21 protein-coding genes are annotated in these 26,471 nt (G+C 49.1%); 15 read left to right on the top strand and 6 right to left on the bottom strand.

The features are described 5' to 3' along the window. Positions 1-217 precede the first annotated feature (217 nt). The 3 genes from QMD03_04675 to QMD03_04665 form a co-directional block, all read right to left on the bottom strand. Entirely contained in the window at positions 218-790 is a 573-nt protein-coding gene (locus QMD03_04675; GenBank protein ID MDI6776527.1) for a rubrerythrin family protein, read from the bottom strand. Between the two features lie 98 nt (positions 791-888). Next, positions 889-1,041, bottom strand: a complete 153-nt coding sequence (locus QMD03_04670; GenBank protein ID MDI6776526.1) for a hypothetical protein — start codon at positions 1,039-1,041, stop codon at positions 889-891. Between the two features lie 206 nt (positions 1,042-1,247). Continuing rightward, positions 1,248-3,050, bottom strand: a complete 1,803-nt coding sequence (locus QMD03_04665; protein MDI6776525.1) for an IS1634 family transposase — start codon at positions 3,048-3,050, stop codon at positions 1,248-1,250. A 313-nt stretch (positions 3,051-3,363) separates the two neighbouring features. Here QMD03_04665 and QMD03_04660 point away from each other — a divergent pair, with 313 nt between their 5' ends. Both QMD03_04660 and QMD03_04655 read left to right on the top strand, forming a co-directional pair. After that, positions 3,364-3,774 (top strand): cobalamin-dependent protein, encoded by a 411-nt coding sequence (locus QMD03_04660; GenBank protein MDI6776524.1) that lies wholly within the window; start codon positions 3,364-3,366, stop codon positions 3,772-3,774. A 25-nt stretch (positions 3,775-3,799) separates the two neighbouring features. After that, positions 3,800-5,488, top strand: a complete 1,689-nt coding sequence (locus QMD03_04655) for a methylmalonyl-CoA mutase family protein (GenBank protein ID MDI6776523.1) — start codon at positions 3,800-3,802, stop codon at positions 5,486-5,488. Between the two features lie 56 nt (positions 5,489-5,544). Here QMD03_04655 and QMD03_04650 read toward each other — a convergent pair whose 3' ends face one another. Then, positions 5,545-6,252 carry an MgtC/SapB family protein gene (locus QMD03_04650; GenBank protein ID MDI6776522.1) on the bottom strand — a complete coding sequence of 236 codons (708 nt, stop codon included), beginning with the start codon at positions 6,250-6,252 and terminating at the stop codon, positions 5,545-5,547. Positions 6,253-6,478: 226 nt separating this feature from the next. Here QMD03_04650 and QMD03_04645 point away from each other — a divergent pair, with 226 nt between their 5' ends. The 3 genes from QMD03_04645 to QMD03_04635 all read left to right on the top strand — a co-directional run bounded on the left by QMD03_04645 (position 6,479) and on the right by QMD03_04635 (position 11,380). After that, positions 6,479-9,475, top strand: coding sequence for an AIR synthase-related protein (locus QMD03_04645; GenBank protein ID MDI6776521.1), 2,997 nt, complete (start codon positions 6,479-6,481; stop codon positions 9,473-9,475). A 125-nt stretch (positions 9,476-9,600) separates the two neighbouring features. Continuing rightward, positions 9,601-10,809, top strand: a complete 1,209-nt coding sequence (locus tag QMD03_04640; GenBank protein ID MDI6776520.1) for an outer membrane protein transport protein — start codon at positions 9,601-9,603, stop codon at positions 10,807-10,809. 103 nt (positions 10,810-10,912) lie between these two features. Then, positions 10,913-11,380, top strand: coding sequence for a Mut7-C RNAse domain-containing protein (locus QMD03_04635; GenBank protein MDI6776519.1), 468 nt, complete (start codon positions 10,913-10,915; stop codon positions 11,378-11,380). On the opposite strand, the gene QMD03_04630 is transcribed toward QMD03_04635, so the two are convergent. Together QMD03_04630 and fusA are read right to left on the bottom strand one after the other, a co-directional pair. After that, entirely contained in the window at positions 11,349-11,840 is a 492-nt protein-coding gene (locus tag QMD03_04630) for a MogA/MoaB family molybdenum cofactor biosynthesis protein (protein ID MDI6776518.1), read from the bottom strand. The two genes, QMD03_04635 and QMD03_04630, sit on opposite strands and share 32 nt — an antisense overlap. A 4-nt stretch (positions 11,841-11,844) precedes the next feature. Next, a complete protein-coding gene (gene fusA, locus QMD03_04625; protein MDI6776517.1) occupies positions 11,845-13,920 on the bottom strand; it encodes an elongation factor G in 2,076 nt (691 codons plus the stop codon). Between the two features lie 409 nt (positions 13,921-14,329). Between fusA and QMD03_04620 the strand changes: the two genes are divergently transcribed. The 10 genes from QMD03_04620 to QMD03_04575 all read left to right on the top strand — a co-directional run bounded on the left by QMD03_04620 (position 14,330) and on the right by QMD03_04575 (position 26,363). Further along, a complete protein-coding gene (locus QMD03_04620) occupies positions 14,330-15,784 on the top strand; it encodes a biotin carboxylase N-terminal domain-containing protein (GenBank protein MDI6776516.1) in 1,455 nt (484 codons plus the stop codon). 89 nt (positions 15,785-15,873) lie between these two features. Beyond that, positions 15,874-17,811, top strand: a complete 1,938-nt coding sequence (locus QMD03_04615; protein ID MDI6776515.1) for a pyruvate carboxylase — start codon at positions 15,874-15,876, stop codon at positions 17,809-17,811. Between the two features lie 63 nt (positions 17,812-17,874). Then, positions 17,875-20,394, top strand: a complete 2,520-nt coding sequence (gene secA, locus QMD03_04610; GenBank protein MDI6776514.1) for a preprotein translocase subunit SecA — start codon at positions 17,875-17,877, stop codon at positions 20,392-20,394. A gap of 88 nt (positions 20,395-20,482) precedes the next feature. Continuing rightward, positions 20,483-21,679: a bifunctional glutamate N-acetyltransferase/amino-acid acetyltransferase ArgJ gene (gene argJ, locus QMD03_04605; protein MDI6776513.1), complete on the top strand. Its 1,197-nt coding sequence runs from the start codon at positions 20,483-20,485 to the stop codon at positions 21,677-21,679. Between the two features lie 195 nt (positions 21,680-21,874). Then, on the top strand, positions 21,875-22,732 hold the full coding sequence (gene rpsB, locus QMD03_04600; protein MDI6776512.1) for a 30S ribosomal protein S2: 858 nt from the start codon (positions 21,875-21,877) through the stop codon (positions 22,730-22,732). A 1-nt stretch (position 22,733) separates the two neighbouring features. Next, positions 22,734-23,330, top strand: a complete 597-nt coding sequence (tsf, locus tag QMD03_04595; GenBank protein ID MDI6776511.1) for a translation elongation factor Ts — start codon at positions 22,734-22,736, stop codon at positions 23,328-23,330. A gap of 12 nt (positions 23,331-23,342) precedes the next feature. After that, positions 23,343-24,065, top strand: coding sequence for a UMP kinase (pyrH, locus tag QMD03_04590; protein MDI6776510.1), 723 nt, complete (start codon positions 23,343-23,345; stop codon positions 24,063-24,065). 7 nt (positions 24,066-24,072) lie between these two features. After that, positions 24,073-24,630 carry a ribosome recycling factor gene (gene frr / locus QMD03_04585; GenBank protein ID MDI6776509.1) on the top strand — a complete coding sequence of 186 codons (558 nt, stop codon included), beginning with the start codon at positions 24,073-24,075 and terminating at the stop codon, positions 24,628-24,630. 33 nt (positions 24,631-24,663) lie between these two features. Then, complete coding sequence (locus QMD03_04580; GenBank protein MDI6776508.1) at positions 24,664-25,401, top strand: isoprenyl transferase; 738 nt, start codon at positions 24,664-24,666, stop codon at positions 25,399-25,401. Positions 25,402-25,556: 155 nt separating this feature from the next. Beyond that, positions 25,557-26,363 carry a phosphatidate cytidylyltransferase gene (locus QMD03_04575; protein ID MDI6776507.1) on the top strand — a complete coding sequence of 269 codons (807 nt, stop codon included), beginning with the start codon at positions 25,557-25,559 and terminating at the stop codon, positions 26,361-26,363. Positions 26,364-26,471: the final 108 nt, after the last annotated feature.

The following is a 26,471-nucleotide window of genomic DNA, read 5'->3' as shown; positions in this document are numbered from 1 at the left end:
TCAGGTTAATAGGGGCAAAGGCTTGAGAGGCACAAAGTTGTCTTGCCTATTTGCTGCTTAATTTCCTGATTAAACAGCTAAGCATTGTACCTCTGTGCCTACCTGAACAGTTACCCTGGATCAAGATTGAGCGGTGTAGATAAGCAGATCTCACACTTGTAAATCTCTAATATCTTTGTCATTGCCCTTCTCCTTGTGTGTTTTGATGTCGTGTCTCCTACCAGTTTTCGGCCAGGAGTTCGAAGTAAGCTTGGGGGTGGTCACAGGCGGGACATTTATCTGGTGCCTCAGTTCCCTCATGGAGATAGCCGCAATTTCGGCAGCGCCAGACCACAGGCTTGGCTTTTTTGAACACTGTGCCTCCTTTAATATTGGCCAAGAGGTCAAGGTAGCGTTTCTCGTGTTGCTTTTCGGCCACAGCAATCGCCTCGAATATCGAGGCGATATCCTTGAAACCTTCCTCCCGGGCAACTCTGGCAAATGAGGGGTACATGTCCGTCCATTCATGGTTTTCCCCTGCCGCGGCAGCCTTGAGATTTTCCGCTGTTTTTCCTATGACCCCCGCAGGAAAAGCCGCCGTTATCTCCACATCCCCTCCTTCGAGGAGCTTGAAGACCCTCTTGGCGTGCTCCTTTTCCTGATTGGCCGTCTCCTCGAAAATGAAGGCAATCTGCTCAAATCCTTCCTTCTTTGCCTGGCTGGCAAAGTAGGTGTAGCGGTTGCGCGCCTGCGACTCACCGGCAAAGGCGGTCAGCAGATTTTTCTCTGTCTTGCTCCCCTTAAGTTGCATATACATCCTCCTTTTCTTTAAAACAGTCGTAATTGAATGGTCTTTCCTATAACCCCTTTCTCTCTTTGTACAGCCAGCCGCCAAACAGACATTGCGGATCAATCCTCTAAAGCGGCAAGGCGCTTCCCTATCTTCCTGCCAAGCTGACAGCACGCCTTTAGAGCCTCTTTATGAGGGACAAATTGAGTTTTTACACCCGGATCAATGAGTTCGAATTTCATCTCTTCCAATTCCCTGTTAATGATCTCCATTGCTTCACCGCTCCAGCCATAGGAACAAAAGGACGATTTTATCCGGGCGGACAGCATTCACAATTCAACTCACGATTTCCTTCAGAAGATTATCATCTACCCGCCTAATCTTTTTTAACCCAACTTCATGGCTGCAAAAAATAATTGTGTAAAATCAACATGTTATGGTTCATTGGGGCCACGTTTTGACACTACAGATTGATTTTTTAGACGATAGTCTTAATCCGTCTGCCCACTTGATAAGAGAGATTCAAGGCATCATAGATCTTCTTATGATACGCCTCCGGTCGGGATGATTTTCGGATATAGATCACCCTGCCGTCCTGTCTCTTTAGTAATGTTGTGACTCTCACATGGGTGGACAAACCTTCACGAAGGGTCTTCCAGGAGTCATGGATACCCTTTTGCCGGAGCTTGAACCTGATGGTGTGTAGGATATGGTAGGCAAGGACGGTAATAAATAGATGCCCATCAACCCTGTGTTCTCTCTGGTGATGGACAGGTCTTAACCCTAACTCCGATTTCATACACCGGAAGGCATCTTCAACATCTGTCAGCATGTTGAAGATGTTCCATATCTGTTGCTCTCTGAAATCTTCCCTGTTGGTGCGGATCCAATAGATGCCATCGGTGTCTTCCGTTTCCTTCTGATGCCAGGTGATGGCAGTAACCCTGTTCTTCTCGTCTTTCTCCATAGCGATGTCATACCTGTGGGCGATCATTTTGAACTTCTCCTTCAGACGACCAATCTTCTCTATCACCTTCTCGTAGCGTTTGGTGCCGTTCTTCCTGGAAAGGGCTGCCTGTAACTTTTGGAGTTCGAACTCGAAGCGCTGCTGAAAGAGGTTCCTTAGACCCCTTTCCTTCTCCTGTTTTCCTGTGGAATGATATACCAGCTCGACTTCGCCTGTTTCATCATGCCTCACCAGGGCTGCCTTGACTATCCGATCTCCATCTTCTTTCACCGTGACCATGTTTTCCGGAAGGGGTTTCTTTTTACCACGCAGGACGACCAGGTAGTCGTACTGATGATCCTTAAGCCACCGGATATTCTCTCCTGTAGCAATACCCGCGTCCATCACAACCACCGGTTTAAACATGGTATTGGAGGAAAGACCCTGGATCATCCGCTGCATGGTCTTTGGCTCACTCACATTGCCCTCAAACATCTGGCTTCTCTTCGGGAAACCACCATCATCTAGGACAAGCCCCAGCGTAACCAGGGGACAGTCGTTTCTCTTTTCCTTTGACCAGCCAAAGCGTGCCTTGTCGTTGTATCTGCCGGAACCCTCGAAAAAGGTATTGGTCAGATCGTACAGGACGATCTTTTCTTTTAAGGTAAAAAGGCTCCGTTCCTTCACAGAGAGGTGTTCCTCAACAGCCCTTTTGTACCTGATAAGCATGTCCGCTGCCTTATAGACCTGATCCTGGGACAGCGTACTGAAATCTGCCCCCAAAAGCTCATCGATACCGCTGATATGCTTGAGCCACAGATGGGTGGCCCTTTCCGAACCCGGATAGATCAATCTGCCGGCAATCACCCCGATGGCAACATCCATACGGGGTTTGCTGAACCCTAATTCCTCAAACTTTCGGTTCAGTTCAAGTTCCCTGATGGTCTCATAGACCACATGCTCAGCCCCAACCTCACGGACATCTTCATCCCCGATGCTATTGACATCAACCATCTGGTAATCAGGGAGATGATAAGAATCATTCTTTTCACCGACAAGAGACGATCTCCGGCGAATAATCCTTCTCGCATAAACCCTGGCAAGGGTTTCAATCTCCTCAGGACAATCGAATAAGCGCTCCTGACCGGAGATGATCTCAGGAACCCGCCTGGCCAGATCTCTCCACTGCCCTTCAGGCAAGTTGAAGTCGGTTCCGAGATTGAGAATCTCCCGTTGTCTCGGTCCCCGTTCTGTACGGAAGGACTCAACAAGTTTGTACGTATAATATCTGGATCCGTTCTTTGGATCGGTGTGGGGGACTTTGCGAATAAACATAGGTAAAATATATCAGAAAAAAACAGTATGTCAACGTGGAGGCATCGTAGCCCCTCCTCTGAGTTGCGGTGATATACATGGGCATATATAAAAGGCTGGGGAGCACTGAATGTCCAACTTACCCTATCGCAAAAATTTTACTTGTACACCCTCAATTTTATTGTATAGTTTAACTTTCAGAGCTTGTCAACTTTCCCGATGCTCACCCAGGATCGGCGTCGAAAAACCTGGAAGACAATCGAGTAATAACCTGTTTTGGCTGAAAGCCGACAACTGAGAGCCGAACGCTTACAAAAAATTAAAGGAGTTGAAAATGAAGGCAGATGACAGGAAAAAGATCAGGGTCTTACTTACCAAATCTCAACTGGACGGTCATGATCGCGGGGTAAGGTATCTCGCGAGGAAATTGAGGGAGGCCGGAATAGAGGTCATCTTTACAAGATACAGAAGTCCCGGTGAAATAGTAAATTCGGCGCTGCAGGAGGATGTTGATGCGATCGGGATCAGTTTCTCCGTGGGGGGACATGCCGTCATCAGCGGGAAGGTGATTAAATCCCTGCAAGAGAAGGGGATGGGCAACATCCCTCTTATCATCGGCGGTATAATACCCGGAGATGATATGCCTGAACTCCTAAGAATTGGTGTTTCCGGTGTCTTTGGCCCGGGATCACGCGCCGGCGAGGTCGTTGAACACATAAGAACCCGCGTAGCCAAGGATCTCTAAAAGAAATCAGATAAGGAGGAATCCCATGTTTACCAGAGACACTCTCGAAAAGGACAGGGAATTACAGGAGCGATGGAAGGAAAAATATCAAAAACTGTATAAAGACATGAAATTCAAGGCTGCCACCGCCTCGGGAATCCCGGTGAAACCTTTCTATACTCCCTCCGATATCGAGCATATCACCTTCGGCGAGATCGGTGCGCCGGGAGAGTATCCTTACACACGGGGGATATACCCCCTCCAGTACCAGTTTCAACCCTGGGTAAATCAGATGAGCCTCGGTTACGGTCTCCCTGAACAGACGAGGGAAAGGATGGAGATGTTAAAAGATGCCGGGATGAAAGGGTATTTCGGCGCGCAGTCGTATAATCTCCCCCATGATCTTGTTTCCAAGGCGGGCCTTGACCCGGATTCTCCCGAGGCGAGGGGCCTCGTGGGACGGGGCGGCGTCAACATAAGCACTATTGACGATCTGGAGAGGCTCTTTCATGATATCCCTCTAAATAAGACCCAGATTGTGCAGAATATAGGAAGCGCCACCATGGTGGGATTGGCCATGTTTATTGTCTATGCCGAGAGGAGGGGATTTTCGAGAGAGGAGTTGGGCGGCAACAGTATGAACTGGCTTTACAAGGCGCCGTTTGTTGATTATGCCATGTTCCCGCCGAAGAGCGCCTTTAAGCTGATGGTGGAGTTCATAAAGTTCTGCCGGAGCAACATGCCCAGGTGGAATACGACCAATATATGCGGTTATTTTGTGGAAGAAGCCGGCGGAAATGCCATTCAGGAAGCCGCCTTCAGCATAGCTACGGGGATTGCCATTACGGAAGAATGCATCCGGGCAGGTCTTCACCCCGATGAGTTCCTGCCCCGCTTTGGTTTCCAGTTCGCCCAGGGGAATGATTTTCTTGAAGAGATAGCAAAAATCAGGGCGATAAGGAAAATATGGGCTAAAACCAACCGGGAGAGGTTCGGATGTAATGACCCGAAATCCCTGCAGGTGAGGATGCACATCCATACCTCCGGCTGTTCTCTCATGGCGCAGCAGCCGCTGGTTAATGTCGTGCGTGCGGCCTTTCACACATTAGGAGCTATCCTGGCGGGCACCAATGCCATTCATACATCAGCCTACGACGAGGCGCTGGGATTGCCGACGGAAGAGGCCGCTACCCTCGCTTTAAGGACACAACAGGTCGTCCTTCACGAAACCAGCATCCCGAATGTCTCCGACCCCCTGGCCGGTTCCTATTATGTGGAATGGCTTACCAGTAAGATTGAGGAGGAGGCAAACAAGCTTATAGAGAAGATAGACCAGATAGGATACATTAATGCCTGGGAAACGGGCTGGTTTAAAGATGAGCTGGCAAAATCGGCCTATAAATGGCGCGAGGAGATGGATAACGGTGAGAGGATCGTTGTGGGAGTGAATAAATACGTCTCTGACGAGGAACGAAAGGTGCCGGTATTCAAGATTGATCCAAAGATAGAAGAGACGGCGGTGGAAAGGGTAAAGAAATTCAGGGAGCAACGGAACAATGCAAGGACAAAGGCAGCCTTGGAAAGACTGAGGGATGCGGCCAGGAGGGTGGACGAAAACTGGCCGCAGGGAGGCGATTTAATGCCTGCCATTATCGAGGCGGCAAAAGCAGACGCCACCCTGGGAGAGATGCAGGGTATCTTGAAGGAGGTATTCGGCTGGGGGTACGCTTATTGAGGAGTAGGACGGAGAGGTGTGAGTAAGGCTTAGGAGCCGTTGCCGGCAACTTTGTTTTACGGGACCTCGCCCTCCTCCCAGGCGATTTCCTCTATTTCCGGAAGCTCCTGAAATTTTCTCACAATATCTCCCCAGTTCTTGGATTCCCTGCCGAGCAATCGCAAACGATAGGTCCTGGTCCGGGAGGGAATACTCTGTTGGAAGTTGACAAACTGGATGTGGAACTCGTGGTATGCGGAAAGTATCTTTCTAATTTCCTCGAGATGACGATGCACCCCCCGGAATTTTAAAATAAGAATTGTATATTCATCATGGGGGACTAACGTCTTTATGCGGAGGGCATAGAGGATCAAAAGGCTCAACAACGTGCAGTAAAGGGCGGGGAAGATATAACCGGCGCCCACGGCGAGACCAATACCTGTCACCAGCCAGAGACCAGCGGCAGTGGTAAGCCCCTTGACGGAACCTTTTCCTTTGATGATGGCCCCGGCTCCCAGAAAACCCATACTTGCAATGGCGTAAGAAGCTATCCGGCCAGGGTCGAGACGCACAGTGGTATAAGCATTGAGGTGGCGAAAGAGTTCTTCCATATGGAGGGAGAGCATCATCATCAGACACGCCCCCAGAGAGACCAATAGATTGGTACGGATACCAGCGGCCTGGCCGTGAGACTCTCGCTCAAAGCCAATGGCCCCTCCCATTAGAGCGGCGAGGATTAATTTACCCAACTCCATTAAGGCTTCATGAAAGTTAAAATCAAACATCTTTGAGGTTACTCCTTTCCATAAAAGAAGTTTTTCATATATGATGTAACCACAGGCTTCAGTCTGCGATGTGGATGTGCGATGCAAAAACCCGATTCCTATTTTTTTCTTATGCCCAGGTTACCGGATTGTCAACAAAAATTATTGATCGTACTCTACCAGGTTGCTTTGCCGTACGCATTTTGCTATGAAGATGGGTACAGGTGATAAAATAAGAGGAGAACAGATGGCAGACAGGATAGAAATCGGTTTTAAAGAGGGTGTCAGGGATGCCCTCGGTGAAAAGGTCAGAAGAAGGATCGTTGAGCATCTCCAGATCCACATTGATGAGGTGGAGACTATCGAGGTCTATACCATTGACGGCCAACTCACCGGGGAGGAGCTGAAAAAGGTTGCTACCGGCCCCCTTTCCGATCCCATTATTCATGATTTTGCCATCAACATGGGACTGGCCGACCGTTTTGACTGGTTGATCGAGGTAGGTTTCAAGCCTGGTGTCACAGATAACGTGGGAAAGACGGCAAGGGAGGCCATAGAACTTCTCCTGGGAAAGCCATCGGAGCACCTTGCCGGGGTTTATACCTCCAGGCAGTATGTGATCAGAGGTCCGATCGGCAGGACTGATGCGGAAAAGATCGCCTCTGCCCTCCTTGCCAATGAACTCATCGAACGCTATGAAATTGTAAACGGCAGGACATGGGATAGGGAGAAGGGGATGACCCCTTATGTGCCACGAGTGGTGGTCGCTGACCTGCCGAAGACGGAAGAGATTGGCCTGGATGTGGACGATCAGTCGCTATTACGGATCAGCAACGAGAGGGTCCTGGCCCTGAATCTCGAGGAAATGAAAGCTCTCCGTGATTACCTGAAAGATGAGGCGATCGTGAGGGAGAGGAGAAAAGTCGGTCTCGGTGAGAAAATGACCGATGCCGAGCTGGAATGTCTCGCCCAGACCTGGTCCGAACACTGTAAACACAAGATATTTAACAGTCTCATCACTTACAAAGATGAGCATGGCAGAATCATCAGGATTAATTCCCTCTTCGACAGTTATATAAAGAGGGCTACGACGGAAATCAGGGAGCGTCTGGGCGCCAATGACTGGTGCCTCTCTGTCTTTGCCGATAATGCCGGCATCATTAAATTCAATGATGACCGTAACCTGGTCTTCAAGGTAGAGACCCACAATTCTCCCTCGGCCCTCGATCCCTACGGCGGCGCCCTTACCGGGATCGTCGGTGTGAACAGGGACCCATTTGGTACGGGAAAGGGGGCAAAACTGATCTTCAATACCGATGTCTTCTGCTTTGCCCCTCCCACATATGCAAAACCCCTGCCGAAGCGGATTCTCCACCCGCGGCGTATCTATGAAGGTGTTCGAGAAGGGGTGGAACACGGGGGAAACAAGAGCGGCATCCCCACAGTCAATGGATGCATTGTCTTTGACGAGCGTTATCTGGGAAAACCCCTTGTCTATTGTGGAACAGGGGGGATCATGCCTTCCCGTATCCGGGGAGAGCCAACACACACGAAAGAGGTTCTGCCTGGCGATCTGATTGTCATGACCGGCGGCAGGATCGGCAAAGACGGTATCCACGGGGCGACCTTTTCTTCGGAAGAACTGCATGAGGGTTCCCCTGTGACCGCTGTCCAGATCGGTGATCCCATCACCCAGAAGAAGATGACCGATTTCCTCCTGGTGGCAAGAGATCAGGGGATATATCGTTGTATTACCGATAACGGTGCCGGCGGCCTCTCCTCGTCGGTGGGTGAGATGGCCCGCCTCTCCGGTGGCTGTGAGATGGACCTGAAAAAGGCACCCCTGAAGTACGCTGGCTTGAACCCCTGGGAAATCCTCATCTCCGAATCTCAGGAGAGGATGACCTTAGCGGTAGACCCGAGCAAGGTGAATGCATTTCTTGCACTGGCCAGGAAGATGGATGTGGAGGCTACCGTACTCGGCAGATATACCGATGCGGGAAAGTTCCATGTCCTGTATGGGGATAAAACGGTAGCCTATCTGGAGATGAATTTCCTCCATGAAGGGCTTCCCCAGATGCAGTTGCACGCAAAGTGGTTGTCACCCCAACACAAAGAGCCGGATTTTCCAGAGCCGGAGGATATGGGGCAGGCCCTGAAAGATATGCTCTCCCGGTTGAATATATGCAGCAAGGAGTCTGTTGTCAGACAGTACGACCACGAGGTCCAGGGAGGTAGCGTGATCAAACCCCTGGTGGGTGTTGCCAATGACGGGCCTTCCGATGCTGCGGTGATCCGCCCCATTCTCGATTCCTTTGAAGGGATTGTGGTAGCCAACGGTATCTGTCCCCGTTACAGCGATATTGATACCTATCACATGGTGGCCTGTGCCATTGATGAGGCTATAAGAAACTGCCTCGCCGTGGGCGGCGCCCTCGACCGGATGGCCGGGCTGGATAATTTCTGCTGGTGTGATCCGATCCAGTCGGAAAAGACGCCCGACGGCGAGTATAAGCTGGCCCAGCTTGTCCGGGCGAACATGGCCCTTTACGATTACACGACAGCCTACGGTGTCCCCTGTATCTCGGGGAAAGACAGTATGAAAAACGACTACCAGATCGGAGGGATAAAGATCTCGATCCCTCCCACCCTCCTGTTCTCTGTTATCGGAAAGATGGAGGATGTGAGACGGGCCATCACGATGGATGCCAAGGAGTCAGGTCATCTCGTCTATATCCTTGGTACTACCTATCCTGAACTCGGTGGTTCCGAGTGGTACGCGATGCACGGCTATATCGGGAATCGGGTTCCGAAGGTCAAGGCGAAAGAGGCTAAGAGGCTGTATGAGGCCCTGAGCCGGGCTATCCAGGCGGGGCTTGTGGCTTCCTGTCATGACATCTCTGATGGGGGGCTCGGTGTTGCCCTTGCCGAGACTGCCTTTGCCGGCGGATTGGGCATGACGATAGACCTGGCCCTCGTTCCTGCGGAGGGGATCGACCGGGATGACATCCTCCTCTTTTCGGAGTCCCAGAGCAGATTTGTCGTCACGGTCTCCCCCGCCTTAAAGGAACGCTTCGAAGAGATGATGGAAAGTTGCACCACTGTAAGCCAGATCGGGGTGGTACTTTCCGAAAGCCTGTTAAAGATAAGCGGCATCAGGGGAGGACGGATTATCGAGGAGGACATCGTCCATTTAAAGGCTCTGTGGCAGAAACCGCTTTTACTTGACACTGCCATTTTTTAATGTGATTCTTACGGGCATGGACCACGTTATTGTACTTAATCTTGAGTAGCGTTTTTAAAGAATCTTGTTGGACACTTTCAAAAGTTACCACAAAATCACGAGGGGTTTGAGGAAGGAGAAGACAGATGAAAAGATTTAAGTTTGGTGGGGTTCTCGGCCCCATCGCAATCTTACTTCTGCTACCCATCAGCAACGGTCATGCCAACATTACGGAACCCGGGGCGGTTGGCGCAAGGGGGATGGGTATGGCAAGCGTGGTGGCGAACCCGGACGATCCGATTGCCGCTTTCTACTATAATCCCGCAGGACTTACGAGGATCGAAGGCGAAAATATAGCAGGAGGAGCTGAGGTTGTTTTTGTTCGCATGAATTACCGGAACAGGGAGGGATATAATCAAAGAAATCACGTGACGGCGCCGATACCGTTTTTTGGCTATACTACCGACAGGGCCAAGCCGGTGGTGCTCGGCATCGGAATCTACAGCACATTAGGGGTGGGATTTAATTTCTATAAGGATCCTGCCCACGGTATCTATGATGATATTGAATCCTCGGCAGGGGTCATGTATTTGGCACCTACCATCGCCTACCGAATAAACCCCCGTCTTGCAGTAGGGTTTGAACTGAACATCGGGTATGGAGCAGCGGAGTTTAACCAGCCTTTACGGGATCCTGTAACCGGCACTCCCCTGGGGATGTACCTGGAAACAGAAGCCGACGGATTTGGCTATGGCTGCACTATCGGGCTTCTTTACGAACTCACTCCTTCATTAACAGCTGGTCTCAACTGGCGAAGCCCCATGAAAACTTCCCTAGAGGGGGACGCCAAATTAGGGGGAATAGATGGCAGTGTAGATATCGATCTCTACTGGCCCCAGATGGTCAGCCTGGGCCTGGCCTATAAGCCGAATCCAAGGCTGACCTTCAGTGCCACCGCAAAGTGGGCGGATTGGACATATCTCGACAAATCAGAATTCCGGTTCAGAGGCCTTCCCCTCCCGAATCAGCCCTTGGTCAAGGATTCGAGGGATACGATGAGGTATTCCGCCGGGGTGGAGTACAGGTATAATGATAAGATCGTCCTGCGCACCGGTTATGAGTATGATGAACACTCCGTTGATTCGAAATATCTCTCCCCTCTCCTTGCCGATGTGAATTTCCACATGTTCTTCGGTGGCATAGGCTTCGAGTCGGGCAACTGGAAAGCCGATCTCTTCTTTGTTTATACGGCTGTTATTGATAGAGAGAATACGGAGAGCTTGGTAGGGTATCCCAATGGAGAAGTATCGGGGAATGTACCGGTACCGGGCTTTGAGATAAATTACCGTTTCTAATCCCACAATATATGCTCTGGTTTCGCGAGTTGACTTTATTCGATACTTAACCGGACAGTAGTGATTTCATGCGAAAAAATCTTGTGTTTGCCCTTAAGTTACAATGAAGTTTATTACAGATGCTAACCTGGGAAAACTGGCTAAGTGGCTGCGGATCTTAGGGTACGATACCACTTTCTATACCGGCAATGCGGATCGAGACTTTTTAAGGAAGGCCCAGAGGGAAGGAAGAATTGCCCTGACAAGAAAAAGGGATCTGGCGAAAAGAGAATTTTCGGGTCGGTTGTTTGTCATTCAAAATGACCACGTCCAGGATCAGATCAGAGAGGTAATGGAGGAATTTTCCCTCCATCCTCAACCGGAGAGGTTGTTCACCATCTGCCTTAAATGTAATGAGGAATTAGAAAAAGTTCCCAAGGGGGAGATTGCCGGCATGGTCCCTCCTTACGTTTTTGAAAATTGCTCCCAATTTCACAGATGTCCCCGATGCAGAGGGATCTTCTGGCCCGGTACTCACAGAGATAATATCCATCATTTTTTCAAGACGCACATTCAGCCTCATCACCCCTGATCTTCTCCACGGCGTGTTTCAAGGCGGGGAGGATGACCGCCAGATTTTCCCGGACACCTTTCGGGCTGCCGGGGAGATTAACAATCAACGAATGGCCTCTTATTCCCACTACAGCCCTCGATATCATCGCATGCGGTGTAATCGTTGCGCTTTCCCGCCGCATCGCTTCTGCCATACCGGGTACTTCTCTTTCGATTACCTCCAGGGTGGCGTCTGGCGTTACATCCCGGGGACTGACGCCTGTGCCACCCGTTGTCACGATCAGATCAAGCTTTCTTCTATCGGTACATTCGATGAGCGTTTCTTTAATCTGCTCTTTTTCGTCAGGAATGATCATGGTATGGGTGACATTTATGGTAGCATCTGTTAGCATTCTGATGATCTCCTGACCGCTTTTATCTTCCCGTTCTCCCCGTGCCCCTCTGTCGCTTATCGTGATAACCCCGGCATGAATTAACATTACTTTACTCTTCCTTCTTCGAGGCGGCGATGATTCTCTCGGCAATAGGAGGTGGAACCTCTTCATAATGGGAGTGCTGGTAGGTGAAGGTCCCTCTCCCGCTGGTCATTGATCTCAAGTCTGCTGCATAGTTCAGAATCTCGGCGAGAGGGACCTGTCCCTTCACTATCTGATGCGCTCCTCTCGTATCCATGCCAGAGATCCTGCCACGCCTGCTGTTCAAATCACCGATGACGTCACCCATATACTCATCAGGGATCTCGATCTCGATATTGACAATCGGTTCCAGAAGGGTTGGCTGGCATGCCAGAACGCCTTTCTTGAATCCCATCGATCCAGCTATCTTAAAGGCCATCTCCGATGAATCAACAGTATGGTACGAACCATCAACGAGGGTAACCCTCACGTCCACAATGGGGTAACCGGCGAGGACCCCTTCCCCCAGGGCCTCGATGATACCCTTTTCGACAGCAGGTCTGTACTGTTGTGGTATAATGCCTCCTACGATCCTGTCAACAAATTCGAAGCCCATCCCTCTTGGGAGTGGTTCAAGCTCCAGCCAGGTATCACCGTACTGCCCCCTTCCCCCTGATTGTCTTTTATACTTTCCCTGAACTCTCGTTTTTCCTTTAATTGTTTCTTTATAGGGGACTTTGGGTGTCTTTAAATTGACCTCCAAACCGAATTTCCTCCGCATTTTTTCCACCGCCACTTCGATGTGAACCTGCCCCAGCCCGGAGAGGATCATCTCCTTGGTCTGTTCGTCCCTGTGAAAGGTAAGGGAGGGATCCTCCTCAATCAACCTGTTGATAGAAGATACGATCTTTTCTTCATCCCCTCTCGTTTTAGGTTCCACGGCAAAAGAGGTAACAGCAGGAGGAGGAACGACCTTTTCGTAAACGATAGGCGATTTTTCGTCGCAGACGGTGTCTCCTGTCGCTGTCTCCTTTAATTTGGCCACGGCGGCAATGTCTCCCGGTACAAGGGAGCCGGCAGGTTGCTGGTTTTTCCCTTCCAGAAAAAAGATATTTCCGAACCGTTCACTGAACTTTCGGGACGAGTTGTAGATGTTGGAGTCTGACCTTACCGTTCCTGAATATACCCTGAATAGAGTCAGGCGACCGGCATAAGGATCGGCAATAGTTTTAAATACCATGGCGGAGAAAGGAGCAGATTCCTCAGGAGACCTTTTTTCCACCCCCCCCGTATCCGGCTTCTTTCCTGCCACCGGTCCACGATCTACCGGTGAGGGGAGATAGGCGACTATCATTTCCAGCAACGGTGTAACACCGATATTTTTTATTGCTGATCCGCATGCAATCGGAATCAGGGCGCCTGAGACGACACCTTTTTTCAGGCCGGTCTTCAGGTCGTCGAGACCGAGTTCTTCCCCTTCTAAGTATTTATCCATCAATTTTTCATCAGATTCAGCAATATCTTCCACCATTGTTTCTCTGTATTTTTCAACACGGTCCATCATATCGGCGGGAATGTCTTCCAACCTGTAACTTCCCTTTGGATCGTCAAAGACCAGGGCTTTCATCGCCATGAGGTCTACAACCCCTTTAAACGATTCTTCCACACCTACGGGAAGAAAAAGAGGGGTCGCTTTTATCCCCAACCGGTTCTTTATGCCCTCAACAGCCTTGAAGAAATCTGCCCTTTCTCTGTCCATTCTATTGATATAAACGATCCTCGGGAGTTTAAACTCATCAGCGTATTTCCACACCGTCTCCGTCTGAAATTCAACCCCCCCGACAGCATCTATTAAAATGATGGCGCCATCAACAATACGGAGGCAGTTTTGGGTATCATAGGTAAAATTGGAATCCCCCGGTGTGTCAATGATATTGATCCCGTGCTTTTCCCAGTCAAAGAAATTAGTTGCCGCACTGATCGAGATATGCCTCTTCTGTTCCTCCGGTTCAAAATCCATGCAGGAAGTCCCTTCGTCTACCCTCCCCGGCCGGTCTGATTTACCGGCGATGTAAAGAAAAGACTCACAGAGGGATGTTTTTCCGGTTCCCCCATGTCCCACGATGGCCACATTTCTTAAAGATTTAACCTCGTATTTTGCCATGGAAACTCCTTTCTGGATAACAATAAATGTAACTATTCAGGTAGGCACAAAGGCTTGAGAGCACCAAAGGCACAGAGTCGAGAGATCTGAAGAGAATGAGTTGCTTAAGTTCCCATAAAATGTTTACAAAGCGGTATTTGGACAGGTTGTGTCCTCTATTCCGATCGTATTCCTACAACTTTGTGCCTATGTGCCTTTGTCTCTTTGTGCCTGAGCAATTACCTTTAACCTATCTTCTCTTCTCCCGTCAAGACAATTTTCCGGGCGCACAGGCAGGCACGACAACTTTGTGCCTCTCAAGCCTTTGCCCTTCTGGGCTATTATAAAGTGATTGACACAAGCCTTTGATAAAGGTAATAATTCACCGGACACTTACAAATCCATGAATAAAATTTGATGGGGGTAGACAATGGCAAAAGGGAAGATCAAGAGGGTATTGATAGCTAACAGGGGTGAAGTCGCCCTGCGTATCATAAGAACAGTCAGGGAATTGGGACTTACCGCCGTGGCGATATATGAAAAACCGGACAGTGAAGCCTATTTTATCAGGTCGGCCGACGATGCGATCATGATCGGTGACGGTCCGAGGAAAGATTATCTCGATATTGACAGGGTCATATGGGCGGCACGAAAAAGTAACGCCGATGCCATTCATCCCGGTTATGGATTTTTATCCGAAAATCCCGATCTTTCCGTAGCATGTGAAGAGGCCGGGATCATTTTTATCGGTCCTCCTCCCGAGGCCATGCGAGATCTGGGAAATAAAGTAACCGCAAGGAAGATCATGGCCAGGGCCAATATCCCCCTTATACCCGGTACGGATAACCTGTCTCCCGGAGAAGCGGGGATAAATGAAGCCATTGCCTTTGGCAAAAAATACGGCTATCCCTTGATGTTAAAGGCATCGTCGGGTGGCGGCGGTAGAGGGATTAGGAAGGTCACCGATGAGATAGAGCTTCTGAATCAGTTACCTCTGGCAAGATCAGAGGCCCTTTCCTCCTTCAATGACGACAGCATTTATCTGGAAAAATGTATTGAGGTTCCTCGACATGTGGAGATACAGATCCTCGCCGATTGTCATGGAAACATTATCCATTTGGGTTCCCGGGACTGCTCCATTCAACGGAGGCATCAAAAACTGCTCGAGATTGCCCCGGCTGAACTCCCCGACGATGTCCTGAAAGCCATGTATGAAAATGCCATCAGGGTTGTTAGGGAGGCCAATTACACGAATGCGGGGACGGTTGAATTTCTCGTTGATTCCCACACAAACGAATTCTGGTTCATGGAAGTGAACACGAGATTACAGGTAGAGCATACGATCACGGAAGCACTGACCCTGATAGATATTGTCAGGGAACAGATACGAATTGCCGAAGGTCATGCCCTCGATATACCGCAGGAGCGGATAAACCTGGTGGGCAAGGCAATTCAGGTAAGGATCAACGCCGAAGACCCCCAAAATAATTTTATGCCGGAGGGGGGGAAAATTGTGGAAGTCTATCAATCGCCGGGCGGTCCGGGGGTTAGACTTGATGGCGGTGTCTATCAAGGATTCAAGATCCCTACCGAATACGATTCGTTGATGGTAAAGATGACCATCCGTGGGTACAACTGGGAACAGACGATACAGAGGCTGAAAAGGGCGTTGAACGATTTTTTGATTGTCGGTCCCAAAACTACAATTCCCTTTTATCTTGCCATCTGTGATGAACCTGATTTTAAAGCGGGAAGGTTTGATACGGGGTACCTGGACACGCACCCGGAGATTTTCAACTATCCGGAACCAGAACGGGAGATTGCTAAACTTGCCAGGGTGATTGCGGAAATTCATGTAAGAAAAACAAACCCTTACACTTATTAGTCGTATGTCGTATGTCGTATGTCGTAAGTCATAAGTCATAATATAAAAGACGTAAGACGTATGACATGACATAAACGGAGATCAATGTAATGAAAATATCAAGACAGACTTACGATGAAAGAATAACCCCCAAGGAATTGAAGGAAAAAGGGGTTCGTCATATTATCGAGAAGATCAGAAATACAAATGGTTACTATGTTACCAATACGGAAAGGGACCTCTCCCAGTCAGATCTTAAAAACCGGATCATGCCCCGTACCCAGCTCTTAGTTGCCGAACAGAGAAACGACGCCGGCTATTTTTCCATAGAAATATCCGGTGGCGCCTCCGTTCACGTGGACATGCTGAGGAAGCAGATCAATCCCCTGGAAAAATTGCAGATCTTAAGCGCCAGTATGCCTGACACATTATTTCAGACCCTCTGTCGCGGGATCAATCTGTTCGGTTACCGGCCCTATCCGGAAAATGTGATTCGTTTAACAGTGCGAAGTTTCGCCCGGTATATCCATGTATGGCGGGTATTTGATTTTCTCAATTACATACCGAATATGATCCCCGTCTTTGAAGAGGTGAAGGCGGCAGGATGTATCTTAGAACCGGCGATATGCTTTTCCACCGGACCGGAGCATACAGACGAATTTTATGTAAAAAAGGTGGGAGAGATCCTCGAGGTAACCGGAGACGATATTATTCTCTGCATAAAAAACCACGGGGGATTGGGAACACCCAGACGGATCGGCAATCTCGTGAAGGCGATCCTGGGGAAATACCCCGATCTTATTATTCATTATCACGGACACAACACAGACGGCAATGATATCGGAAGAATTGTGGAGGCGGTGCTCTCCGGCGCCAAAATTGTGGATGCAGGAGACCATGCCTTCGTCGGTTTCTACGGCCCCCCTCCCATACTGACCGTGGTGGATACCCTTGATGAATACAGATACCACGCCGCTGGCCTTGACCGGCAGGCTGTCATTGATACGTCCAATGTCTTACGAAGGGAAAGGGAATACTATAAGGATTTTGAGTCCCAGTTTTTCGGATTTGATCCCACCGTGCAGATACATAAACTCCCCGGGGGAGCCACAGGTTCAAGTTTTGAACAGGCCCTCAAGGGAGAGTTCCTACACTTGATGCCGGAAATCCTGCAAAATGAACTGCCGAAGGTTCAAGTAGAGCTGGGAAACTGGTGGAGTGTAACACCTGGTTCCCAGATCCTCTGGACAACGGCGGTCAACAACGTCCTGAAGAAGGCGAGATATAAAGACGCCAGTGACGATCTGAAGAATCTGCTGCTGGGCAGATATGGTGAGTTTCCCTTTTACCGTCCGTCGGATGATATTTATCAGACCATCTTCGGCCCGGCGTGGAAAGAAATTCTGAAACGCGATGGCGGTTACCAGAAGATTGAAGACACAGACCTTGAGATAGAAAAGAAGACACTGGAACATCGTCTGAGACGCGGCGCAACGGAGGATGAACTAGTTTTATATTTACAGCACCCCAATGATGCGGTGGATTTCCTCAAATTTGAGGCGAAGTACGGTAAGACCTGGGTACTGCCTCCTTCTATCTGGTTTAAGCGGGGAGGGTTTGATTTCGGGGAAAGATTAGAGTTTCCCGATGCTTCCGGGAAAAGGCATTCCATTGAAATTGGTCACCAGCGCAAGACAAAGGCGGGAGATGTTGTTACACACCTGATCATTGACCACCACCCGGAACCGATACTAACAGAGCTTGGAGAGGAAGGAGAGGGGGTCAAGAGAAAGGTTACATTATCCTCGAAAGAGATTGACGCCCTGGCAAAGGCAGGCGACATCCGGTCACAGATTGCCGCCTGTGTCAGGGAAATACCCGTGGCAGAAGGGGATGAGGTAACAGCGGGACAGCTACTGATCGTTCTGGAGGCCATGAAGATGCTGAATAATATTATATCGGAAATAAATGGAAAAGTGGGAGAGATATTTGTATCTCCGGGTGATACGGTCGCCGTGGGCGATCCGTTAATGACCATCGGGAAGTAATAAAACATAAGTCGTATGTCGTATGTCATAATATAAAAGACGTATGACGTAAAAGGTGTATCCATGCTGGGTTCAATATTAAAAAAAGTTGTGGGAAGTAAGAATGACAGGGAATTGAGGCGGCTGTCCGTCATTCTTCACGAGACAAACGATCTCGAACCGGCAATGACGGCGGCGAGCGATGAGGATCTCAAGGCCAAAACCCCGTACTTCAAGGAAAAACTCGCTAATGGGGCGGAACTTGACGATATCCTGCCGGAGGCGTTCGCCGTCGCGAGAGAGGCGGCCAGGCGTACCGTACAGATGAGGCCATTTAATGTTCAGGTCATCGGCGGCCTCGTCCTTCACGAGGGGAAAATTGCGGAGATGAAGACCGGCGAGGGGAAAACATTGGCGGCAACCATGCCGCTCTATCTGAATGCGCTGACCGGGAAGGGCGCCCATCTGGTGACGGTGAATGATTACCTCGCAAAGAGGGACGCGGAATGGATGGGCCCTGTCTATGAATTTCTCGGCATGTCCGTTGGCGTCGTGGTGCACGGGATGAGTGATGACGAAAGGAGGGGCGCCTATCATGCGGACATCACCTATGGCACCAACAATGAATTTGGCTTTGACTATCTCCGTGACAACATGAAGTTTGCCCTCGAAGATTTTGTGCAGCGGGAATTCCATTATGCAATCGTTGATGAGGTGGACAGTATCCTGATTGATGAAGCGAGAACGCCTTTGATCATCTCCGGTCCTTCCGAGGAATCCACCGACAAGTACTACCGGATAAATCAAATTATTCCGAGGCTCAGAAGGGATCAGGACTACACGGTGGACGAAAAAAGCCGTACCGTTGTTCTGACAGAAGAAGGTGTCTCCCATGTGGAAAGTTATCTCAAGGTAGCCAATCTCTTTGAACCAAAAAATATCGAGTTCCTTCACCATGTGAACCAAGCATTGAAGGCCCACACCCTTTTCAACCGGGATGTGGATTACCTGGTAAGGGATGGTCAGGTCATCATCGTTGATGAGTTCACGGGGAGGGTGATGCCGGGGAGACGTTACAGCGACGGGCTACATCAGGCCCTCGAGGCAAAAGAAAGGGTAAAGATAGAACAGGAAAATCAAACCCTCGCCTCCATCACCTTTCAGAATTACTTCAGGATGTACCGCAAGTTGGCAGGAATGACAGGCACCGCCGATACAGAGGCGGCCGAATTCAAAAAGATATACAATCTCGATGTCGTTGTCATTCCTACGAATGAGCCGATGATAAGAACTGACTATACCGATGTGATCTACAAGACGGAAAAGGAGAAATTCAATGCCATCATTGAGGAGATCAAAGAGTTGCACAGGGCAGAGAGACCTGTCCTCGTAGGAACGATATCCATAGAAAAATCTGAGCTTTTAAGTAAATACCTGACCCGTACCGGGATTAAACATCATGTCCTGAATGCAAAACACCACGAAAAAGAGGCAGAGATCGTCGCCCAGGCCGGTCAGCCGGATATGATGACTATTTCGACCAATATGGCAGGCAGGGGAACTGATATAAAGCTTGGGGATGGTGTGGCTGAGGTTGGTGGTTTACACATCCTGGGAACGGAAAGGCATGAGAGCCGAAGGATAGACAATCAGCTCAGGGGACGGTCGGGCAGGCAGGGGGACAAAGGTTCTTCAAGATTTTACCTCTCCCTCGAGGACGATCTCCTCCGGATATTTGGCGGGGAGAGGATCTCCTCTATCATGGAACGGATTGGCATAGAAGAAGATCAACCGATCGAGCATCGCCTTATCTCCAGAGCCATAGAAAATGCCCAGAAGAGGGTAGAAGGGCAGAATTTCGAGATGCGTAAACACCTCCTTGAATACGATGACGTAATGAACAGACAGAGACAGGTGATCTACGAACAGCGAAAAAAAGCGCTCCGTGGTGAGGAACTGTGGTCAGACATTGAAGAAATGCTGGAGGAGGTTGTGGAAGATTTAGTCACGGAGCATATAGACGAAAGGCGCCATCCTGAGGAGTGGGACCTCAAGGGACTGGATGATATGGTCTTTAAGCAATTTTCATTGAGATTGAAACTCAGTGAGCAAGGTGACGGTCTTAATAGAGAAGGCATTGAGGAGGCAATCACCTCGGGTGTCAAAACCCTCCTGAGAAACAAGGAAAAAGATTTTGGCGAACCCCTGATGAATTATCTCATGAAGGTGATCATGCTCCAATCCATTGACACACACTGGAAGGATCATCTGCTGGCCATGGACCATCTTAAAGAAGGCATCGGGCTTCGAGGATATGGCCAGAAGGACCCTGTCAGGGAGTATCAGAAAGAGGGCTATGAGATGTTTATGGACATGGTCTACCGTATCAAGGAGGATACCCTTGGGAAACTGTGCCTGGTCAAAATCCAGCGGGAGGAAGAGGTTGAACAGATGCGAGAACAATCCAGCCGGGAATATGTCCTGAGTCGGGGCGAAGAACCGGCAACATCTACTACCGTCAGAAGGGAAGGCAAAAAAGTGGGGAGAAATGCCCCCTGTCCATGCGGAAGTGGGAAAAAATATAAGAAGTGCTGTGGAGTGTGATCGGAGGCTGAAGGCTGAAGGCTGAAAGGTGAAAGGTGAAGGGTGAAGGCGGAAGACAGAGGGCAGAAAGGCTCCCGAGGGAGGTGTAATGAGGGGAAGTGAAGCATATAGCGTTCCTGGTTTTTTAGCCAACGGTATCCATGTGGGCATCAAGGAAGGTGGCAGGAAAGATCTCGCCCTGATATTCTCAAGGGCACCGGCAAAGGCGGCAGGGGTATTTACGAGAAACTGCTTCAAGGCCGCTCCGGTTCTCCTTGACATGGAGAGGATAGGAGCAGGTATGGCCCAGGCAATTTTAGCCAACAGTGGTAATGCAAATGCAGCCACGGGCCACGAAGGATACGAAGACGCCCTTGCCATGTCCAGAGGGTTTTCCGAAAAATTAGGGATTAGAGATGGGCTTGTTTTAGTAGCCTCGACGGGCGTGATCGGCCCCAGACTTCCGATGGGAAAAATTGAGGCAGGTATGGAAAGACTTGTCGGGGGATTGCATACAAATGGGATTCCCGATGCCGAAGAGGCGATCATGACGACGGATAAATTCCCCAAGATAGCATCTCGAAAGGGGATGATCGGGTCAAAAGAAATTACCCTCTGCGGCATAGCCAAGGGGGCCGGGATGATAGAACCCAGCATGGCCACTATGCTTGCCTTTTTTATGACCGATGCCGCAATTGATCATCATACCTTAAATGCCATCTTCAGGCAGGCGGTAAACAAAAGCTTCAATGCCATCACGGTAGATGGGTGCATGAGCACCAATGACACGGCTATTATCCTGGCCAGTGGCATTGCCGGCAACAATCCAATCAAAAGACCATCAAGGCATCTGACCATCTTTAAAGAAATGCTTTTCAGTGTCACATCTTATCTTGCGCAATTCATAGTAAAGGATGGTGAAGGGGCAACAAAGCTCATCGGGGTTGTCGTCGAGGAGGCAAAATCCACAGGCGATGCAAAGAAAGTGGCCTATAAGGTTGCCAACTCCAATCTGGTCAAAACCGCTTTTTTCGGGGGCGACCCCAACTGGGGAAGGATTATAGCGGCTGTCGGTTCCGCAGGAGTACCGCTTCCCATTGATGCCGTTCGCATCTACCTGGAAGAGGTTCCCGTTTTTGCCGGCGGGCGGGGAATCGCCGGTCAGGAAAAAAGGCTTTTAGAAATCATGGACAAAACAGATATCAGCGTAAGAATCAAACTGGGCATGGGGAATAAGGCGTTCTCCATCCATACCTCCGATCTTTCTTTCGATTATGTCAGGATTAACGCTCACTATCATACGTAATGAAACGGCATGACAGGGCAGGTTTAAAACCCGCCCTGTCATGCCCTGTTCGTTTTTCACTTGCTAATTAAATATCTTTGTGCTATCTGCCTGCAAATTCCACACATCCTTGGATTGGCAGGGGTGTTGCTTTTTAAAAAGTTTCCCGCCAAGAAGATAAGGATGGAGGTAAAAACACTTTAAAGGGGTAGTCGTATGGCAAATGTTTCCATGAAGTTGTTATTAGAGGCGGGGGTTCATTTTGGTCACCAGACGAATAGATGGAACCCCAAAATGAAGCCCTATATATTCGGGGCAAGAAATAACATTTACATCATAGACCTCCAGCAGACGGTAGAGATGTTTCAGACTGCATACAATTTTGTCGTTGACATGGTGGAGGCAAGGGGAGAGCTTTTATTTGTGGGTACCAAGAGGCAGTCCCAGGAATCAATTAGAGAAGAGGCAAAAAGATGCGGCATGCCCTATGTAAATCAGCGATGGCTTGGCGGGATGCTTACCAACTTCAGTACCATCAAGAAAAGTATCGATAGACTAAACACTCTGGACAAGATGTTAGCAGATGACAGTATCGAGGCCTTTCCCAAAAAGGAAATTCTGTTGCTTAAGAAGGAACGGGATAAACTTGAAAAGGTCTTAGGGGGTATCAGGAAGATTAAAGGTCTCCCGGGTGGATTGTTTGTTGTGGATACGAAGAGGGAAAGTATCGCCGTCAATGAAGCCAAAAAATTAAGGATTCCTATTGTCGCTATTGTTGATACCAATTGTGACCCTGATGACATAGATTATGTAATTCCAGGGAACGATGATGCCATAAGGGCCATCAAGCTGTTTTCTTCGAAGTTCGCAGATGCCGTCCTGGAAGGCAAAAAACGCCTCGAAGAGACGATACTAAGGGAAAGTGACAAGGAAGCCGAAGAGATTCAAAAGAGTGCAGAGTTTGGTATTCCTGAAATCTTGGAGATGAAGGACGAGATACCCGATTTTGAGGAACATCTTGATGATGATACCGAAGGGTCTGCAAAAAAGGGAAAGTTTGAGGAGGTAGAGTAAATTGGACATTACATCTGTTATGGTTAAAGAATTGAGGGTAAAAACAGGCGCCGGCATGATGGATTGCAAAGAAGCCCTGATGGCATCTGACGGGGACTTTGAGAAGGCCATTGATTATCTGCGGAAAAAAGGCATGTCGGCTGCCACCAGGAGGTCTTCAAAAACGGCCAAGGATGGTACTGTTGCCTCTTATATTCATCTGGGTGGGAAGATCGGGGTCATGGTGGAAGTCAATTGTGAAACCGATTTTGTCGCCAGAACCGAGGATTTCCAAGCCCTTGCAAAAGACCTGGCAATGCATATCGCCGCATTAAATCCCTCTTACGTGAAGCCCGAAGACGTCCCTCCCCATGTCCTTGCGAGGGAAAAAGAAATTTACAGAAGCCAGGCCCTGGCCGAGGGCAAACCGGAAAAGATATGGGACAAGATTATCGAAGGAAAGTTGAAGAAGTACTATGAGGATGTGTGCCTGTTAGATCAGAAGTTTGTCAAGAATCCTGAGATAACCGTCGGGACGCTGGTCAACAATATGATTGCCCGGACGGGGGAAAATATTGTTGTCAGAAGATTTGCCCGTTTCCAGCTTGGCGAAGATTAAGGCGATTAACAGATGACTGTGGGGAAGGTAGCCTATAAAAGGGTGCTCCTGAAGTTGAGCGGTGAGGCCCTTATGGGGGATTGTCCTTCAGGGATAGATCCTCACGTGGTCAATTTGATTGCCGGAGAAATCGGGGGGGTTGTTGCTCTGGATGTTCAATTAGGGGTGGTTGTAGGGGGAGGCAATATATTCCGCGGCGCGGAAGCTAAGGCCGGGGGTATAGACCGAATCACAGCCGATTATATGGGTATGCTTGGGACGGTCATCAACAGCCTTGCCCTCCAGAGTGCCCTTGAGCATCGCGGCGTAGAAACAAGGGTTCAATCGGTCATCGAGATGAAAGAGATTGCAGAACCCTTTATCCAGAGAAGGGCGATACGGCATCTGGAGAAGGGTAGGGTGGTGATATTTGCCGGCGGCACCGGTAATCCTTATTTTACCACAGATACAGCCGCCTCTCTGAGGGCTATGGAGATAAGGGCCGACGCCATCCTGAAAGCCACCAGGGTTGATGGGATCTACGATAAGGATCCAGTTCAATACAGCGATGCGACGATGTTTAAAAAGATCAGTTATACCGATGTGTTAACTAAATCTCTTAAAGTTATGGATGCAACTGCTATTTCCCTCTGCCGGGATAACAATCTCCCCATTGTGGTATTTAATCTGCGAAAAACGGGAAACATCAAACGTGTAATTTGCGGGCAGCCAATAGGAACTATTGTCGGAGGTTGAAAGGTCAATGAAGGATTTGATTTTCGAGGAACTAAAGGGAAACATGGAAAAGGCGATCCACTTCCTTGAAAAATCTTTTAACAAGGTAAGGACAGGGCGGGCATCTCTTGCCCTTCTCGATGGCATAAAGGTTGAGTACTACGGTGTCCCCACACCGCTGAACCAGGTTGCTACTCTTTCCACACCGGAGACCCGTCTGATCGTCATATCCCCCTGGGACAGCAGTATCATCGGGAATATTGAAAAGGCCATCCAGAAATCTGATCTCGGATTGGTGCCGACCAGTGACGGGAAATTGATACGCATTGCCATTCCCCTCTTGACGGAAGAGAGGAGAAAAGAGCTGGTAAAGGTGGTAGGAAAGATGGCGGAAGAGTGCAAGATCGCTCTCAGGAATGTCAGAAGGGATACCAATGATCAGTTGAAATCCCTGAAGAAAGATAATGAGATCTCGGAGGACGAATTATATACTTGGCAGGATGAGGTCCAGAAGATAACTGATAAGTATATCGAAAAAGCCGAGAACGTCCTCGCAGCCAAGGAAAAAGAAATTATGGAGATATGAGAGGTAGAGGAAAGAACATTCCTCGGATTTCGTATGGAAAAGAGCGATCTTAAAAAACTTCCCCGGCATATTGCTATCATCATGGATGGCAACGGGAGGTGGGCCAAAAAGCATGCCCTGGGAAGAATATCAGGACACAGGAAGGGTGCCGAAGCCGTCCGGGTTACGGTAAGGACCTGTCGGGAGATTGGCATAGAGTACCTTACCCTGTATGCCTTTTCTGTAGAGAACTGGCTCCGTCCCAGGGAGGAAGTAGAAGGATTGATGAATCTACTGGGGGAGTTCCTCCATTCAGAGCTTCGAGAAATGCTCGACAACGACATCCGTTTGACAGCCATTGGCAACATCGAGGCATTAAGGGAACCACTAAAAAATATACTCCGAAAAACCATGGAGGCAACGGCTCATAATAGGGGAATGATCTTCAATCTGGCCCTCAGTTACGGGGGCAGGGATGAAATCGTTGAGGCCGTAAGGAAGATATTAAAGGATAGCGAGACCGACAGGATTACCTCTTTCCAGGTGACAAAAGAATTATTTTCCCGTTATCTACAAACCTCCCATATGCCCGATCCCGATCTGTTGATCAGAACCAGCGGTGAATATCGGTTAAGTAACTTTCTCCTCTGGCAGACGGCTTACACAGAGCTTTATTTCACCGATGTCCTGTGGCCTGACTTCGGACGGGGAGACCTCCTCGAAGCTATCGCCGAATATCAGGCGAGAGAGAGAAGGTTTGGCCTGACAAGTGAACAGTTAAGAAATGGTTAAGCGTTCAGCTATCAGCAAGGCAAGAGGCAATGGGCTAGAGGCTAGAGGCAAGAAAATTTAGATTCTAACCTATAACCTCTTGCCCCTAGCCTATAGCCTGTCTTACTGATCGCTGATTGCTGACGGCTGAATGCTTAAGAAAATGGTTGAACAGGATGGGTCCCCATATAAAACGATGGATCACAGGGGTTATCGCGGCACCTGTCCTCTTTGTGATTATATTCTATGGTTCAGAGGCTGTCTTTTCCCTCCTGATTGTCCTCTCTATCCTCGGGGCTATTACAGAATACAACAGGATGGTCTTTGGTAGGGGGGTCTCCTGGGAAAAGGGGGAAGGGGTGGTTATTGCCCTATTGATCCCCCTTGCCGTGTACCTCGGTGATCTCAAACTTGTTCTTACTGTGATAACCTTTTCCGTATCAGGTGCCTTCGTTATCTTTCTCCTGCGGATAAAAGATCACCATATTGATATCGCTCCTGTCGGCAAAGTGGTACTGGGGTTTATGTACATCCCCCTGATGATATCCCACTTTATCCTGCTACGTCATCTGGAAAACGGAAAGTTGTGGGTCTTTTTCATTTTGATCCTTGTGTTTTCCGGTGACATCTCCGCCTTTTACGTAGGTAGAATATGGGGGAGGAGAAAATTGGCCCCCCTGATCAGTCCAGGAAAAACATGGGCCGGGGCTGTGGGATCGTTTATCGGGAGTGTTGCGGGATGTATTTTATTTGCAAGGGTTTTTTTCCATGATCTTTCTCCCATTCATGCCATCACCATAGGCCTGGGAGGGAGTATCCTTGGACAACTAAGTGATCTTTGTGAATCCCTGATTAAGAGGGCATCCGGCGCAAAGGATTCCGGCTTTATGATGCCGGGGCATGGGGGAATACTGGACAGATTGGACTCTCTTATCTTTACTGTCCCGTTTGTATATTACTATTATCTATTTGTGCTCAAGTGAGCATTGCCCCCCCGTTTATCCCCCCAGAAAAAAGTAAGAGGCTCTTGCAAAAATCCAATTCTGGTAGCCGCAGGCTTTAGCCTGCGTTTTGTAACATATTGAAAACAA

The sequence above is a fragment of the Syntrophales bacterium genome, from assembly GCA_030018935.1.
Classification (GTDB): Bacteria; Desulfobacterota; Syntrophia; order Syntrophales; family CG2-30-49-12; genus CG2-30-49-12.
This window is presented reverse-complemented; position numbering and strand designations above follow the sequence as displayed.

Bases quoted from the DNA above. Each gene is read 5' to 3' on its own strand.
- QMD03_04670 (MDI6776526.1), bottom strand. From the start codon at position 1,041: ATGGAGATCATTAACAGGGAATTGGAAGAGATGAAATTCGAACTCATT.
- QMD03_04675 (MDI6776527.1), bottom strand. From the start codon at position 790: ATGCAACTTAAGGGGAGCAAGACAGAGAAAAATCTGCTGACCGCCTTT.
- argJ (MDI6776513.1), top strand. From the start codon at position 20,483: ATGAGGGGAAGTGAAGCATATAGCGTTCCTGGTTTTTTAGCCAACGGT.
- secA (MDI6776514.1), top strand. From the start codon at position 17,875: ATGCTGGGTTCAATATTAAAAAAAGTTGTGGGAAGTAAGAATGACAGG.
- QMD03_04630 (MDI6776518.1), bottom strand. From the start codon at position 11,840: ATGTTAATTCATGCCGGGGTTATCACGATAAGCGACAGAGGGGCACGG.
- QMD03_04620 (MDI6776516.1), top strand. From the start codon at position 14,330: ATGGCAAAAGGGAAGATCAAGAGGGTATTGATAGCTAACAGGGGTGAA.
- QMD03_04660 (MDI6776524.1), top strand. From the start codon at position 3,364: ATGAAGGCAGATGACAGGAAAAAGATCAGGGTCTTACTTACCAAATCT.
- QMD03_04640 (MDI6776520.1), top strand. From the start codon at position 9,601: ATGAAAAGATTTAAGTTTGGTGGGGTTCTCGGCCCCATCGCAATCTTA.
- frr (MDI6776509.1), top strand. From the start codon at position 24,073: ATGAAGGATTTGATTTTCGAGGAACTAAAGGGAAACATGGAAAAGGCG.
- rpsB (MDI6776512.1), top strand. From the start codon at position 21,875: ATGGCAAATGTTTCCATGAAGTTGTTATTAGAGGCGGGGGTTCATTTT.
- QMD03_04650 (MDI6776522.1), bottom strand. From the start codon at position 6,252: ATGTTTGATTTTAACTTTCATGAAGCCTTAATGGAGTTGGGTAAATTA.
- QMD03_04655 (MDI6776523.1), top strand. From the start codon at position 3,800: ATGTTTACCAGAGACACTCTCGAAAAGGACAGGGAATTACAGGAGCGA.
- QMD03_04615 (MDI6776515.1), top strand. From the start codon at position 15,874: ATGAAAATATCAAGACAGACTTACGATGAAAGAATAACCCCCAAGGAA.
- QMD03_04665 (MDI6776525.1), bottom strand. From the start codon at position 3,050: ATGTTTATTCGCAAAGTCCCCCACACCGATCCAAAGAACGGATCCAGA.
- pyrH (MDI6776510.1), top strand. From the start codon at position 23,343: ATGACTGTGGGGAAGGTAGCCTATAAAAGGGTGCTCCTGAAGTTGAGC.
- QMD03_04580 (MDI6776508.1), top strand. From the start codon at position 24,664: ATGGAAAAGAGCGATCTTAAAAAACTTCCCCGGCATATTGCTATCATC.
- QMD03_04575 (MDI6776507.1), top strand. From the start codon at position 25,557: ATGGGTCCCCATATAAAACGATGGATCACAGGGGTTATCGCGGCACCT.
- QMD03_04635 (MDI6776519.1), top strand. From the start codon at position 10,913: ATGAAGTTTATTACAGATGCTAACCTGGGAAAACTGGCTAAGTGGCTG.
- fusA (MDI6776517.1), bottom strand. From the start codon at position 13,920: ATGGCAAAATACGAGGTTAAATCTTTAAGAAATGTGGCCATCGTGGGA.
- QMD03_04645 (MDI6776521.1), top strand. From the start codon at position 6,479: ATGGCAGACAGGATAGAAATCGGTTTTAAAGAGGGTGTCAGGGATGCC.